This window comes from Kitasatospora sp. NPDC051702, from assembly GCF_040681575.1.
In the GTDB taxonomy this organism is placed as follows: domain Bacteria; phylum Actinomycetota; class Actinomycetes; order Streptomycetales; family Streptomycetaceae; genus Kitasatospora.
This window is the reverse complement of sequence record NZ_JBFAZB010000035.1, coordinates 84762-99250: the sequence shown is the minus strand read 5'-3', so window position 1 is coordinate 99250 and position 14489 is coordinate 84762. Positions and strand designations below refer to the sequence as shown.

At 77.4% G+C, this 14489-nt stretch carries 9 protein-coding genes; 8 read left to right on the top strand and 1 reads right to left on the bottom strand.

Going from position 1 to position 14489, the window contains the following annotated elements; all coding sequences use genetic code 11:
- The first annotated feature begins 162 nt into the window (after nucleotides 1-162).
- Genes AB0N04_RS26285 through AB0N04_RS26250 form a run of 8 tightly spaced genes read left to right on the top strand, consistent with a single transcriptional unit; the run spans nucleotide 163 to nucleotide 13348 of the window.
- The gene (locus tag AB0N04_RS26285; protein WP_360214755.1) at nucleotides 163-1947 is read left to right on the top strand and encodes a hypothetical protein; all 1785 of its coding nucleotides are present in this window, start codon (nucleotides 163-165) and stop codon (nucleotides 1945-1947) included.
- A 27-nt stretch (nucleotides 1948-1974) separates the two neighbouring features.
- Nucleotides 1975-3132: a hypothetical protein gene (locus tag AB0N04_RS26280; protein ID WP_360214753.1), complete on the top strand. Its 1158-nt coding sequence runs from the start codon at nucleotides 1975-1977 to the stop codon at nucleotides 3130-3132.
- On the top strand, nucleotides 3129-5735 hold the full coding sequence (locus AB0N04_RS26275) for a hypothetical protein (protein WP_360214751.1): 2607 nt from the start codon (nucleotides 3129-3131) through the stop codon (nucleotides 5733-5735). Before AB0N04_RS26280 ends, AB0N04_RS26275 begins: the two co-directional genes overlap by 4 nt.
- Nucleotides 5736-5793: 58 nt before the next feature.
- Nucleotides 5794-7098: a hypothetical protein gene (locus tag AB0N04_RS26270; protein WP_360214749.1), complete on the top strand. Its 1305-nt coding sequence runs from the start codon at nucleotides 5794-5796 to the stop codon at nucleotides 7096-7098.
- A complete protein-coding gene (locus AB0N04_RS26265) occupies nucleotides 7095-8645 on the top strand; it encodes a vWA domain-containing protein (protein WP_360214747.1) in 1551 nt (516 codons plus the stop codon). The genes AB0N04_RS26270 and AB0N04_RS26265 overlap by 4 nt, the downstream gene beginning before the upstream one ends.
- Nucleotides 8642-9355: a 4Fe-4S single cluster domain-containing protein gene (locus AB0N04_RS26260; RefSeq protein ID WP_360214745.1), complete on the top strand. Its 714-nt coding sequence runs from the start codon at nucleotides 8642-8644 to the stop codon at nucleotides 9353-9355. The genes AB0N04_RS26265 and AB0N04_RS26260 overlap by 4 nt, the downstream gene beginning before the upstream one ends.
- Nucleotides 9345-10742, top strand: coding sequence for a hypothetical protein (locus tag AB0N04_RS26255; protein WP_360214743.1), 1398 nt, complete (start codon nucleotides 9345-9347; stop codon nucleotides 10740-10742). Before AB0N04_RS26260 ends, AB0N04_RS26255 begins: the two co-directional genes overlap by 11 nt.
- The gene (locus AB0N04_RS26250; RefSeq protein WP_360214741.1) at nucleotides 10739-13348 is read left to right on the top strand and encodes an AAA family ATPase; all 2610 of its coding nucleotides are present in this window, start codon (nucleotides 10739-10741) and stop codon (nucleotides 13346-13348) included. The genes AB0N04_RS26255 and AB0N04_RS26250 overlap by 4 nt, the downstream gene beginning before the upstream one ends.
- A 15-nt stretch (nucleotides 13349-13363) precedes the next feature.
- On the opposite strand, the gene AB0N04_RS26245 is transcribed toward AB0N04_RS26250, so the two are convergent.
- Nucleotides 13364-14347, bottom strand: a complete 984-nt coding sequence (locus tag AB0N04_RS26245; RefSeq protein WP_360214739.1) for a hypothetical protein — start codon at nucleotides 14345-14347, stop codon at nucleotides 13364-13366.
- Between the last annotated feature and the right edge of the window lie 142 nt (nucleotides 14348-14489).

Genomic DNA, 14489 nt, shown 5'->3' with positions numbered 1-14489 from the left:
CGAGGGGGGCGCGTGCGCCCCCCTCGGACCGCCACCGACCTTTTCCGCGAACATCCACTGCGCACCCCGGCGTTGTGCCACCATGAGGACCCCTGAGGGGCAGGCCGCCGCCGATCTCGGCCGTGCCGCCCTGCGCCGAACACGTCGAGCTGGGGGCGAGAAGTGACCGGGGGCTCGAACAGACCGGACCAGGCGTGCCCGGTCTGCCACCGACCGGACGAGGAAGCCGAGTTCTGCCCGGACTGCCGGTGGCGGATCACGGGCGAGGTGTTCCTCGGCGAACCCGGACCGGACGACCTGCGCCGGGAGCAGGAGGCGCTCGCCGCGGGCCGCGCCGCCTGGGACGAACGGGCCGAGGCCCTCGCGGCCGCCGGGCCCGAACCGGGCCCCGAACCGGGCGGGGCCTGGGACCGCCTGCTCGAGGAACTCGTCGAAATCCCCGGAGCCGTCCTCTGGTTCGTCGAACTCGGCGACGAGCGGGTCGGGCTGATCAGGGCCGAGGCGGACGCCAACGGCATCCCCCTGGTCACCGAGGCCGGCGGCGCCGCCTGGACCGACCTCCTCCCGGCCTTCGCCGAGGACCCCGAGCGGCGCGCCTTCCAGCTCGCCGGCGGGATCGGCGACCTCCCGCCGGTCGACCGCACCGCCCTCGACACCGCCGTCCGACGACTGCTGACCACCCTGCTGCCCACCGGCCCGCGCCAGCGCACCGTGCTGCTCGACCAGCGCCCCGACTGGCCGCTGCTGGCCAGGGCCGCCGCCACGGCCCGCACCCTGCGCGCCCCCGACGCCGAACTCGGCCCCGCCCCCGGCGGCGTCGCCGGGGTGCGCCGGCTGCTCCGGGGCGCACCGCTGCGCCGGGACCACGCGCTGATGCTGGCCGGCGTGGACGCGATCAGCGGAGCCGTCCGGCCGGAGGCCACGCTGCTGTTCCCGGCCGGCGCCCGGCTGAGACCCGGGGAGACCGTCGCCGTGCCCGTCACCGTGTACGGCTCCATCGAGGCGGACACCCTGCTGACCCTGCCGGTGGTGACCGCCGGCCACGGCACCCGGCACGACGCCGTGTCCGCCCACGGCGTGCGCCTGCCCGCGCTGCGCGCCGCCAACCTCACCTTCGTCCTGCACGGCCCCGGCGAGGTGGAGGTGCTGCTGCCCGACGGCACCGCGGCCGAGCGGATCCGCGCCGACCTCGACACCCTGATCGAGGGTCTCCCGCGCAGCCTCGCCCGGCCGCCCCGGCTGCAACTCCTGCTCGCCGTCGAACTCTGCTACGCCACCTCCCCCGACGAGGTCGCGGCCCGCGTCCGCCACGCGCGGGAGCTCGTCACCGCCCTCGCCGACCCGGCCGCCTCCGCGGCCGGCGTGGACGTCGCCCTCGTCGGCTACTACGACCACCACATCCGCGAGAACCGCTACACGCCCCGGCCCACCCTGCTGGAGACCCTGCCGCTCGGCCCGCCGGCCGCCGCGCTCGCCGCACTCGACCGGTGGGAGCCGGTGCGCCGCGGCCAGGACACCGTCTCCGCCCTGGAGGACGCCCTGAAGGCGATCCGGCTGCAGGCGGCCACGCCGGCCTGGGCGGCCTCCGGCCGGCTCCGCCCGCAGCGCACCGTGCTCGTCCTGGGCGCCCGTCCCCCCGGCGAGCCCGCCCAGCAGGGCCGGGTGCCGGCCTGCCCGCTCGGGGTGGACTGGCGCACCGAGTTCACCGCCCTGCGCGACGCCGGCGTCCGGGTGCTGACCCGGCGCGACGGACCGGTCGGCCCCCGGCCCACCGACCGGTCCCGCCAGACGGTCTGGGACTACACCGAACTGAGCTGGTGCGCGCTCGGCGCCGACGGCGCCCTCCCGCCCGACCGGCCGCCCGCCGCCACCGCCCACGACCTGGTCCCGACCTGGCACGTCGACGGACCGCCCTGCCGGCTGGCCCTGGCCCGCTCGCTGCTCTGACCGACCGTCCCGCCGAGGAGACCGCCGATGTCCGACCACCCCACCGACCCCGTGCCCGGAAAGGGCCCGGTGCCCGACCGGGACGCCCCCGCCTGGGAGAGCCCGCGCGCCGCGGGCGCGCCCGGCCTGCGCTACGGCCCGCCCGCCCCGGCGCCGCAGCCGACCGTCGTCGACGGCCACGCCGCCGCCCACGGCGCCTTCCCCGACGGCTACCTGCCCCCGCTCGAGGTGCCGGTACCGCCCGGCCAGATCGGCCCCGACGGCCCCGGCGCCGTCCGGATCGGCCTCTGGGGGGCGCCACGCTCGGGCAAGACCACCTACCTCTCCGCGCTGCCCATCGCCGCCCTGCAGCACGCCCGGCACGGCAAGGGCCGCTGGGTCATCAGCGGCATGACCCCGGAGGCCGGCGACTTCCTCAACCGCGGGGTCCGCCTGCTCGCCGTGGACCGCGGCTTCCCCGGCGCCACCACCGGTGCGCAGGGCATGAGCTGGGCCTTCCAGGGCGAGGAGCCCCGGATGATCGGCGGCACCCGGCAGGTCGGCTTCGTCCTCGACATCCACGACGTCAGCGGCGAGTACTTCCGCCCGGAGCACCCCCAGCACGCCGCCATCGTCGACCGACTGGCGAACTCCAGCGGCCTGATCTACCTCTTCGACCCCCTGCTCGACCGCGAACGCGGCACCCAGAGCCTGGAGTTCTTCTACGCGACCCTGAACGCGATCACCAGCCGGGTCCGCGACCGGCGCGGCATGGCCGGCGGCCGGCTGCCGCACCACGTCGCGGTCTGCGTCGCCAAGTTCGACGACCCGGAGCTCTTCCGGCCCTCCGTGGACGCCCGCTGGGTCACCCAGGACGGCGTCGGCGCCAGAATCCCCCGGGTACCGGCCGAACAGGCCGCCGGCTACTTCGCCTGGATCTGCGACACCTTCCGCGGCTCGACCGCCACCCTGGTGCGCGACGCCCTGCACACCTACTTCCACCCGAACCGCATCACCTACTACGCCACCTCCGCCATCGGCTTCCGGCTCAACCCCGACGGCATCTTCGACTACCGCTTCTTCGCCAACGTCCAGGACGTCAACGGGCAGCCGCAGATCGCCACCTCGCCCAACCCGATCAACGTGCTGGAGCCGCTGGTCGACCTGGAGCGGCGGATCCGCACTCGCCGGGTCAAGCTGCGGTGACCGGAACGCAGCGGCCCGGCGCCGCCCCCGTGACCGTGCACTGGGCCGTCCTCGGCAAGTACCCCGGGCGGCCGATGGGCTACGAGATCCTCGGCACCAGCCTCGATCCGGACCGCGCCGGGCGCTACCTGTGGGGCGCCCAGACCGGCACCCCGGACGTCCGCCACCCCGAGGAGACCGGCGGCCTGCCCTGGCGGATCTTCCTCAGCGGCGTCGAGGGCGAACGGACCGCGGCCTGCGCCATGGTGGAACAGGACTGGGACCGCAGCAGCCGGGACGGCACCGGGGCGCCGATCATCACCTCCCGCCTGCTCCTGCTCGAATGGCCGCAGGCCGCGGGGGCCGGCGTCAGCTGGTCCGGCCTCGCCTCGGCCGCCGCCGGCGTGCGCTGGCCGCAGCCCGGCGACCCCCCGACCGGGCCGCCGCTGCAGCTCGGCGTCCACCCCGCCTCCGCCACCGAACTCGCCGCCGTCATCGAGGACGTGGGCTTCGACTGGGCCGCGTGCGTGGCCGCCCTGCTCACCGACGGGCACCACGTCACCCTCACCGGCGAGAGCCGCAACCTGCCCGGCCCGGAGCGGCGGGTGCGGATCGTCGACGCGATCGCCGCCCTGCTGCCCTACGGCTGCCGCAGCTGGCTCAGCGCCGCGAACTGGACCGGCGAGGCCGAGCACTGGGTCCAGCTCACCTTCGCCGAGACCGCGCGCACCGGCCGCACCGCCGTGCGCTACGGCCACCCCGCCACCCCGCCGACCGGCCACGGCGCCGCCGCCTACCTCGCCGAGCTGAAGCGCCTGCGCGCCAAGGGGCTGACGACGGCCGACCTGATCCGCCACCTGCTGGCCGCCACCACCCCGTTGCGGCGCGGCGACGGCCCCGAGATGCTGCGGGCCCTGCGCGAGCTGGACCTCGCCGAGGCCGTGCTCGCCGAGGTCCGCGAGGGCCGCGGCCGGATCGAGGACGTCGCGCGGGCCCTCGGCCTCGGCGGAGCCGCCCGGCTCGAACCCGAACACCGCCGGGAGCTCTTCCTCTTCCTCGCCCGTGCCGCCGCCCCCGTCGGCAAGACCCCGCGCGACGAACGGGCCGTCGACCTGCTGCACGCGCACCGGGCGCCGGAGCTCCCCGGGTGGCTGGCCCGGGCGGTGCTCGCCGACGCCGCCCACGGGTTCGAGCGGTGCTTCGCCTGGCTCGACCTGCTCCGCGAGCTGTACGGGCCCGGCTCGGCCGAGTTCGCGTCCATGTTCACCACCGTGATCGACCCGAGCGGGCCCGCGCCCGCCGCCGTGTCGCACTCGGCCTGGATCGCCACCGTCGTCCAACGGGCCCAGAAGGCCTACCGCGCCGAGGCCGAACCCGCCGCCCACGTCCTGGTCCGGTACCCGGAGCTCGGGCGGGCCTGGGCGCACACGACGATCGGCCACGGCGGCCCCGACCCGGACGTCCTCGTCCACCTGCTGCACGCCGCCGAGGGCGAACGGCTCCGGACCACGACCGGCTGGCTGCGCTTCACCGCCTACCTGTGCGGCATCCTCGACGAGCAGGGCCTGATGGGCCCCAACGACGCCGCGGACTTCGCCCGGGGGCTGCCCGCCACGCTCTGGCCGGCGATCCTCGAACTGGCCGTGCGGCACCACCGCCCGCTGACGCTGCTGCACCTGTGGGGCCCGTACTGGGAGGTGGCGCTCGGCCCCCGCGGCCAGGAGCTCGCCACCCTGCTGGCCCGGTACGCCGAGAGCCTGGAGGAGGACGCCGGGTCCTCGCGCGCCGTCTGCGCGGCGGACCTGGACCTGCTGCGGCTCGCCGCCTCCGACCACGAGGTCCCGCTCGGCGGGCTGGAACGGCTGCTCGCGCGGGAGCCCGTGCAGCCCGCCCCCCGCACCGGCGCCCACGGCCGCGACGCCGGCTGGGCCGGCCGCTACGCCGGACGGCTGGCGGACCGGCTGTCCAACGCCGCCTCCGACCTGCTGTGGCAGCGGGTGGTGGAACAGGTGCTCGGCAACTGGCCCGACCCGGCCCGCTCCCCGGTGCTGCGGCGGCTGGTGGAGCGCCAGGCGCGGGGCGAGGAGGCCGTGGTGAAGGCCCTGGACAAGCGGCTCCTCACCGGCGACGCGGCCTGGTTCGACCTGGACCTGCCGCCCGCGGTGGTCACCGCGCTCGAACAGCGGCCCGGCAGCCGCTGGATCGTCCTCCTGACGAGGATCCGCCACGCCGCCCGCGGCCCGGCCGACCCGGACGTCCTCGCCGCCGCCCTGGTCGAGGCCCACCACGGCAGGTTCCCCGTCGACCTCACCGCCGAGGTGGTGCCCGCCCTGGGCGGCTGGAGCGCCCGGCAGGTGGACCGCCTCGCCGCCGAACTGTGGCGCCAGGCGCAGCCCCTGGCCGAGCAGCTGTACCAGGGCATGCTGCACACCACGGCGGCCGCGCGGCTGCGCGTCGGCCTCCTCGACCACGGCCACCAGGAGCTGCGGCGCCTGGAGTACGCGCAGGAGGTGCTGGCCTACGACGGCTACCGGCCGAAGGACCCGCCCGCCGGCACGCCGCCCCAGCCCTCGCGGCCGCCCACCGACCGCCGCGGCCTCCTGCCCTGGAGGTTCCGCAGATGACCCGCAGCCCCGCCCCGACGCGCCGCCGGCCCCGCCGCTCTCCCCCGGGGTGCGCCGGATGACCCTCGCCATCGACGTCGGCACGCGGTTCGTCCGGCTGGCCCACCCGGGGCCGGACGGGCTGCCCGCGCTCGCCGACCTGCCCGGTACGGTGCCCGGCGAGGGCCTGCCCGTGCTGGTCGGCCAGGACCCGGCGCAGGTCCTGGCCGCCGCCTGCGCGGCCTTCCGGGAACGGCACGGCCCGCCCGCACAGGTCGTCCTGGTGGCGGCCGAGGCGATGCCGCCCGGCCACCTGCACCAGGTCACCGCGGCCTTCGGCGCCACCGCCCCGGTCCGCGAACTGCGGCCCGCCACCGCCGTCCTGGCGCTGCTGCGCCACCACGGACCGGCGCCGGACGGCACCTGGGCGGTCTGCGTGCTCGGCACCGCGGCCGTCGAGGTCAGCGTGTGCGTCGTCGCCCCGCGCAGCGTGGGGGTGCGGCGCTTCGTCCGGCACACCCCGGACGGCGGGCTGGGCTCGGCCTTCGACGCCGCCCTGCTGGACGCCGCCGCCCCGGACGACGGGCCCGGCGGCGCCTCCGACGGCGGCGCCGGGCTGGAGGCCCTGCGGGTGGCCCGGTCCGTGCCCGGCGCCGCCGCCCGCTGGGACCGCACCGTCGCCCGGGCCGAGCGGCAGCCGGCGCGCTACGACGACACGCCCGTCCTGTGGATCGGCACCCGGGAGGTCCCGGCCGGGGCGGCCCGGCGGGCCCTGGCCGTCCTGCGCGAGCAGGTCGGCCACGCGGCGGCCGAGTCCGGGCTGGACGACCTGCCGGTGGTCGCGGTGGGCGGCCCGGCCCGGATCCCGGCGATCCGCCGCGCGGCCGCCGGGGCCGGCCGGGAGGCCGCGCTGCCCGCCGGGACGGATCCGGCCCTGGCCGCGGTGCTGGGCGCCGCCCTGGTGGCCGCCGGCCGCGTCGACCCCGCCGACCGCTACCCGTACGAGGTCCTGCTGGGGGCCCGGCTGGTCCGCCACGGCCGGCTCGCCGCGACCGAGGTGGTGCTCTGCGGCCCGGGCCGCCTCGTCCCCGGCGGCGCGACGGTCTTCGCCGAGCGGGACGGCCGCCGGCTGGCCGTCGGGGGCGCGGGCGCGCACGCCCGGGAGGCCGAGGTCCGGGTCCGCGACGCCGCGGGCGGCCGGGCCGTCCGGGTCGGCGCCGTGACGCTGCCGGCGAGCGCGGAGGGCGAGCGGTTCCACGTCGGCATCGCGATGGCCGCGGGCGGCCGGACCCGGCTCGTGCTGCGCCCGGTGGGCGGCCACGGCGAACCGCACGAACACCCGCTCGGCGAGCTGCCGGGCGTCGTCGAGGGAGAGTCCCGGTGAAGCGATCCGCACCCCTGGCCCTGCTGGCCGCCCTCCTGCTGGCCCTGCTGCCGGCGCTCGGCGCGCGGGCCGACGCCGCGGGCGGCAACCCGACGCGCGGCGAGATCTACCGGTCACTCGGCCTGCAGCACCAGCCGGCCGACCACATCGTCCTCGTCGACACCTCCCCGTCGATGGCCCAGCAGGGCCGCTACGAGACCGTCCGGCAGACGCTGCGCACCTTCCTGTCCGGACTGACGTCCGCCGACCACGTCGCCCTCTACACCTTCGACAGCACCGTGGTGCCCCGCTACATCGGCGCCGCCGACGACCCGGCCGCCATCCTGGCCCGGCTGCCCGCCGCCCCGCCGGCGAAGGGCGACACCGACATCGGGGCGGCGCTCGACGCCGCCCTCGCCGAGCTCGAACGCGGCGACGCCCTGCCGGTCGCCTCCGTGGTGCTGATGACGGACGGCGAGAACGCTCCGCCGACCGGCACCCGCTACCCGACCGCCGGCACCACCGCCTGGACGGCCGCCTTGCACGAGCGCGCCGCCAAGCTCGCCGGCCGCACCGACCTGGTCGGCTACGCCCTCCCGCTGGCCACCGGGGCCACCGGCGCCGGGCTGCTGCGGCAGGTCGTCACGGACACCCGGGAGCTCGTCCCCGGCAGCATCCAGAACCTCGGCGCCTACCTGCAGCGGGCGGGCGACGACACCCGGCTGCGCCAGGCCCGCGCGATCCTGGCCGCCGACCTGGGCCAGGGCGTCGACGCCGCCTGGACCGGGCCCGACACCCTCGACCTCACGCACGGCGAGGTGGCCGGCGCGATCACCTTCACCTCGCACACCGGCCACCTCCCGCTCACCGTCGAGGGCCTGGGCGCCACCGTGTCCGGCGGGCGCTTCCGGGTGTCCGGCCTGCCGACGTCGCTCGCCCTGGAACCCGGCGCCGGCACCACCGTTCCGGTGCGGATCGGCGGCGGCTTCGACGACGGCCCGCTGACGCCGCGGCACGTCGCGCACGCCGACGCCGTCCTGCACCTGACCGGGGCGGTCGGCTCGCCCTGGCAGCCCGCCCTCGCCCCGGACCTCCCGCTCAAGGTGCCCGCCGCCCTGCTGCACCCGGACCTCCCGGTGCGGGTCTCCGCGCAGGTCGGCTCGGCCGCGGCGCTGCCGCTGACGGTCGGCGTGCCCCTGCTGGTCCTGCTGCTGCTCGGCCTCGCGTGGCTGCGGGTGCACCGGCCCCCGCTCGACGGCGTCCTGCTCGTCGAACCGGCCTTCGGCGGGCGGATCCCGGAGCGCATCGCGCTCTCCGGCCGCCGGGTGCGGCTGCGCCCGGCGGTGGGCGGGTCCGGGCTGGTGCGCGGCCGGCGGCGGCGCACCGGGCTCGGCTCCCGGATCGACCTCAGGATCCGCTACACCCCGGACGGCGACCCGGCCCGCGCCGGCACCGTCACCTGTGCCCCCGACGGCCGGGTGGTGGTCGCCGGGACGGCCTTCCTCTACCGGCGCAACGGGGCGCAGGGCCCGACGGCCGTCACCGAGCCGGCCGGGTGGCGGCCGTGAGCGGCACCGCTGCGCGGGTGAACGTCGCCGCCACCCGGGTCGGCACCCGGGCGCTCGGCCCGGGGCTGCGCTCGGTGGTGTGGGTGCAGGGCTGCCCCTTCCGCTGCGCCGGCTGCATGTCCGCCGAGTGGATCCCGGACCGGCCGGCCCGTCGCGTCGCCCCCGGGGACCTGGCCGCCGAGCTGCTGGCGGACGACCGGGTGACCGGACTGACGCTCTCCGGCGGTGAGCCGATGGCGCAGGCCGCCGCCCTCGCCGAGACCGTCGACCGGGCGCGCGAGCGGCGCGACGTCTCGGTGCTCTGTTTCACCGGGTACCGCCTGGAACGGCTGCGCGAGGCCCCGCCGAACCCGGGGGTGCCCCGGCTGCTCGACCGGCTGGACGTCCTGGTGGACGGGCTGTACGTGGCCGGGCGCAACGAGGGCCGCGGCCTGCGCGGCAGCGCCAACCAGCGGGTCCACCGGCTGCGCGGCCGGCCGGAGGAGGAGCCCTACGACTACGAGAACGGCCCGCGCAGCGCCGAGATCGCCGTCGAGGGTCCGGCGGCGCTGCTGGTCGGCGTCCCGCCGGAGGGCCTGCTGGCGGCCTTCGACACGGCGGTCGCGGTGGTGCGCCGGCGACTGCGGACGGCGGACGGCCGGCACGACGGGAACGACGCACGGCACGACGGGAACGGCAGGAGAGGGACGGGAGAGGGACGTGAGCGGTAGGAAGCAGATCCAGGTGGACGAGTCCCAGTGGTACCGGCTGCTGCGCAGCGCGGACGAGCTGAAGGTGGTCCGCCGGGACCTCCCCAAGCTGCTGCAGGGCGTGCGCGACCAGACCCGGGCCGACCTCGCGGGCGAGTTCGACGCGGTGCGGCGGCGGCAGGACCAGAGCGAGCAGGCCGTCCGCACGCTCAGCGCCCGCAACCGCGCGCTGGAGGAGGACACCAACCGGCGGCTGCGCGAACAGGCCGCCCGGACGCAGCAGCGGATCACCGAGACGGCCGGCCGGCTGCGGGCCGAGGCCCACGAGCAGCTCGAACGGCAGCGCCTCGCGTTCGCCGCCGAGCTCGACGGGGAACGCCGCGAGCGCCGCGCCGAGATCGCCGGACTCGCCTCCCGGGTCGAGGTGATGACGCAGGACCGGGAGCACGCCCGGGAGCTGTCGGCGGGCTGGCTGACCGACGCCGAGGCGATCGCGGCGCTCGTCGCGGACACCCTTCCGCACGAGCGCCACGCCCCCGGCGAGCTGGCCTCGCTCCGGGCCCGCCTCGACCAGGCCCGCGGCAACCACGACCTCGGCCGCTACGACGCCGCCCTGGCCGTGGCCCAGGAGAACTACCTCGGGCTCAGCGAACTGCGGGTCCGGGTCGAGCAGGCCGACCTGCACCGCCGGTCCTGGCAGGCCGAGGCCGTCCAGGCGGTGCTGCTGGTCGAGCAGCAGGTCCGGCGCAGCGCTCAGCTGCCCGTCCTCGGCCCGGACCAGCAGGAGATCCCGGACGTGGCGCTGGACGTCGACTACTGGTCCGCCGGCGGGCTGGCGGAGCTGCGCGAACGGCTCGACGCGCTGCTGGAGCGGGCCCGCGCCGAGGAGACCGCCGCCGAGGAGGCCGAACGGATCTGCCGGGAGGAGGCACCGGCCCTGGAGATGCAGCTGGCCGACACCGTCCGACGGGCGCGCCTGAGCCAGCTCGCCTCCCAGATCCGGGTCAACCTCGCCGACGAGGTGATCCAGGCGCTGGCCGAGACGGCCTTCTACAGCTACGTGGACGACGCCTTCGTCGACGCCGACGCCCGCGGGGCCCACATCACCCGGCTCCGGCACGAGAACGGCAACGAGATCGTCCTCGACATCGAGACCGCCGACCCCGCGTCCGGGCGCAACGTGATCCGGGTGATCTCCTCCGACCGCGACACCGAGTCGGAGGCCGACCAGCGCGCCCGGGCCGACGCGGTGCACCGGCTGCTCGCCGAGAACGGGCACCAGGCGCACGCCCCCGCGCCGCTGCCGCTGCCCCAGCCCGGCGCCCCCGACCTCAGGACCGACGACCCCCGCTACGACCTGACGGCGCAGCGGGAGCCCGGCCGCCGGCAGCCCGGACCGGGCGCATGACCGCAACCCCGCGCGGCGAGCGCTTCCGGGACCTGCGGCTGAGCACCGACGAGCCGTTCACCGTGCTCTACGGGCCCGGCGTCGACGACGTGTTCGTCGACCCGGACTACGGGGTGCGCGCCCTGGAGGAGACCCTGTGGGGGCTGCTCCGGTCCGAGGGATACCGGCGCATCGTCTTCTCCTCGCTCAGCCGCCCGCTGTACTTCCGCGATCCGGAGTCGCGTCGGCTGAGCCGCCCGGGCTGGGAACGGGCGGAACCGGACGGGCGGGGCGGCGCCGCCGAGAACGGGGCGGCGACCGGGAAGGGCGGGAGCACCGCGGGTGGGACCGGCGCCGCCCCCGCCACCGGCCGGATGCGCCGGCTCCGCGGCCCGCTCGGGACCGTCCGGCTGCCCACCGGACCCGGCGCCGGACCCGGCTCGGCGGACGCCGCGACCGCCCCGCAGGCCCGGCCGGCGAGCGCCGTCGCCGATCCGTTCGCCGTGATGACGCACCTGGGCCTGCTGCGCCGGCCCGAGCCCCGCACCGCCGTCGTCTACACCCAGGCCGAGGAGATCCTGCTGCACAACCAGGCCTCGCGGCAGCTGGCCGCGGCGCTGGCCGACCGGGCCCAGGACCGGCTCGGCCACAACCGGTGGATCTTCGTCTTCCGCGCGTCGACGCTCGAGGGGGTCGAACGGACCGTCGCCGACCGCCGGGTCTACCCCGCGCTCGCCGCCTTCCTGCGGGCCGAGCTCGACCACCCCGGCCGCGGCGGCGCCTTCCGGATCGGCTACCCGGACGAGGCCGAACTCGGCCGCCTCGTCCAGCACCTGCGCCTGCGGGACCGGCTGCGGATCGGCGACTGGCGGGAGCTGGCACCGCTGCTGCGCTCCTTCGCCGACCGCCCACGGCGGGCCTCCGCCTGGCGCGAGGACCTGCGCCGGCTGGCCGCCGACGGCACCCCGCTGGAGCGCCGGGCCGCCCTCGACCGCGGTCTGGTGACCTCGGTGACGACGGACGGCGAGAGCCCCTGGACCCGGCTCGACGCCATGCCCGGCCTGGCGCCGGTCAAGCGGCACCTGCGCCTGCTGGCCAACCGCATCGAAGCCGAACGGGCGCTCCCGGCGCGCCGCGACGCGGCCACCCAGCACCTGGTCTTCAGCGGCAACCCGGGCACCGGCAAGACGACGGTGGCGCGGCTGGTCGGCGAGATCTACCGCGACCTCGGCCTGCTGCGCCGCGGCCACCTGGTCGAGGCGGACGCGTCCGCCCTGGTGGCCGGGTTCGTCGGCCAGACCGCCGAACGCACCAACGCCCTGGTGGACCGGGCGCTCGACGGCGTGCTGTTCCTCGACGAGGCCTACGCGCTCCACGACCAGCGCGAGGGCTTCGGCCGGGAGGCGGTCACGGCGCTGCTGGCCAGGATGGAGAACGACCGCGGCCGACTGGTCGTGGTGCTGGCCGGGTACCCGGAACGGATGCGCGAGTTCATCGCGTCGGACCCGGGCCTCGACCGCCGGATCCGGGCGTGGATCGACTTCCCCGACTACGACCCGGCGACCCTGCACACCATCCTGCTCGGCATGCTGGCCGACCGCCGGATCCACCCGGCCCCGGAGACCGGGGAGTTGCTGTCCCAGGTCGTCACCGGCCTGCGCCGGGTCGCCGGCGAGGGGTTCGGCAACGCCGGCACGATGCGCCTGCTCGCCGACGACCTGTTCGACACCTGGGCCGGCCGGGTCCAGCGGCAGGTGCACCTGCCGCTGCTGCCGGCCGACCTGCCCGAACGCTACCGGGCGCACCTCCCCCGGCCCGTCCCCACCACCGGGGAACTGCTGGCCGAACTGGACCACCTGGTCGGCCTGCGCGACGTGCGCGAGTTCCTGACCGGGCTCACCGAACGGCTGGCGATGCGCCAGGCCCGCGGCCTGCCCGACACCACCGCCCCGCACCTGCTCTTCCTGGGCCCGCCCGGCACCGGCAAGACGACGGTGGCCCGCCTGGTCGGCCGGATCTGCCACACCCTGGGGCTGCTGCACACCGACGAGGTGGTCGAGGTGACCAGGGCCGACCTGGTGGGGCGCTACCAGGGCCACACCGCGGTGCGGACCAGGGAGGTGGTGCGCTCCGCCCTGGACAAGGTGCTGTTCATCGACGAGGCCTACAGCCTCGCCTCCGGGACGGACCAGGACGACTTCGGCCAGGAGGCGGTCGACACCCTGCTGCGCGAGATGATGGAGAACCCGGGACGGCTGGTGGTGATCGCGGCCGGCTACCCGCTGGAGATGCGGCGCTTCCTGGACGCCAACAGCGGGCTGCGCTCCCGCTTCGGCCAGACCCTGCACTTCGACCACTACCCGACCGCCGACCTGGTGGAGATCCTGCGCCGGCAGGCCGCGACGGAGCGCTACCTCCTGTCGGACGGGGCCGCGCAGCGCGCCGCCGCGTGGTTCGACGCCCAGCGCGCCGCCAGCCCGAGGGACTTCGGCAACGCCCGGGCGGTAGCCGGGCTGCTCCGGGAGATGGAGACCCGGCTGGCACGCCGGCTGGGGCCGGACGGCTGGGACGGCGCCGTCGGGGAGCCGATCACCTTCCTCGGCGAGGACGTGCCGCCGCCCCGCTGACCCCGCCGCGGGTGATCAGGCGTCGGTCCAGGGCAGGGCGGCGCGCTCCCGCCCGTCCTGCCGGTCGCGCTGATCCAGGAGGCCGGCGAGGATCCCGTCCACCCGGTGGAGCCTGGCGTCCAGCAAAGCCACCAGCGCCTCGGCCTCGGCCAGCGCCGTCCGGGCCTCCCCGGACCCGTCCGGGGCCGGGGAGGCCGGGTCGGGCCCGGCCGGGGCGAGCGCCCGCGCCAGCTCCACGTCGGCGCGGGCGTGCAGCCGCAGTGCCGCCAACTGTTCGACCCGCTGGGCGCGCAGCGCGTCCAGGCGGTCCCGCAACCCGGCCAGGCGAGCCTCGCCCTCGTCGAACCTCCGCTGTTCGACGGCCAGTTGCTCGTCCACCGCGCTCGCGCGGGCCAGCCCCTCGCGGGTCTGCGGGGCGAGCGCGGCCAACTGTTCCTCGGTCAGCCGGACCAGCCGGTCGGCGCTGGTGCGCAGGGCGTCCTCGACACCGGTGTCCTTGCCGCGCAGCACCAGCAGCCGGGCGGTGATCGCCTCCTGCTGGCGCGCCAGTGCGTCCAGCGCCGAGACGATCCGCTCCAGCCGCCGCAACTCGTCGACCTGGCGCCGGAGTCCGGCCAGTTCGGCGAGCCTGCGGCGCAGCTCCGCCTCGCGCCCGGCCAGCTCGTCGAGGGCCGTCCGCTCGGCGCGCACCGCGCGTCCGGCCTCGGCCAGCCGGTCGGCCAGCTCGCCGACGTCCCGGCGGACGGCCGCCCCGGCGAGGGCCGCGTCGAACAGCCCGGCGACGGCGTCCCCCAGCCCGGCCCCGGCGGTCAGCGCGTCGTCGAGCGCGTACACCGCCTCGAGCGCGGACACCCCGCCGGGGCCGGGCTCGATCCCGCCCAGCTCGGCGCAGACCCAGGTCAGCGCCGCCCCGAGGGCGTGCAGCGAGGCCGTGCCCGTGTCGCCCCCGGCCGCCTCCAGGGCCTCCGCGATGTCCCGCCTGGCCCGTTCCACTGCCACCCCCGACACCACGCCCACCCCCGAAGTCACGCCCTCCACCGGCCCGCACCCGGGCCCCGCCGGGCCCGATGGTAGCGGCGATCGCGCCCGGGGCACCCCGGTCGGGCCGCCGCGCGCCCGCGCCGCCCCCGCCGCCGCCTGC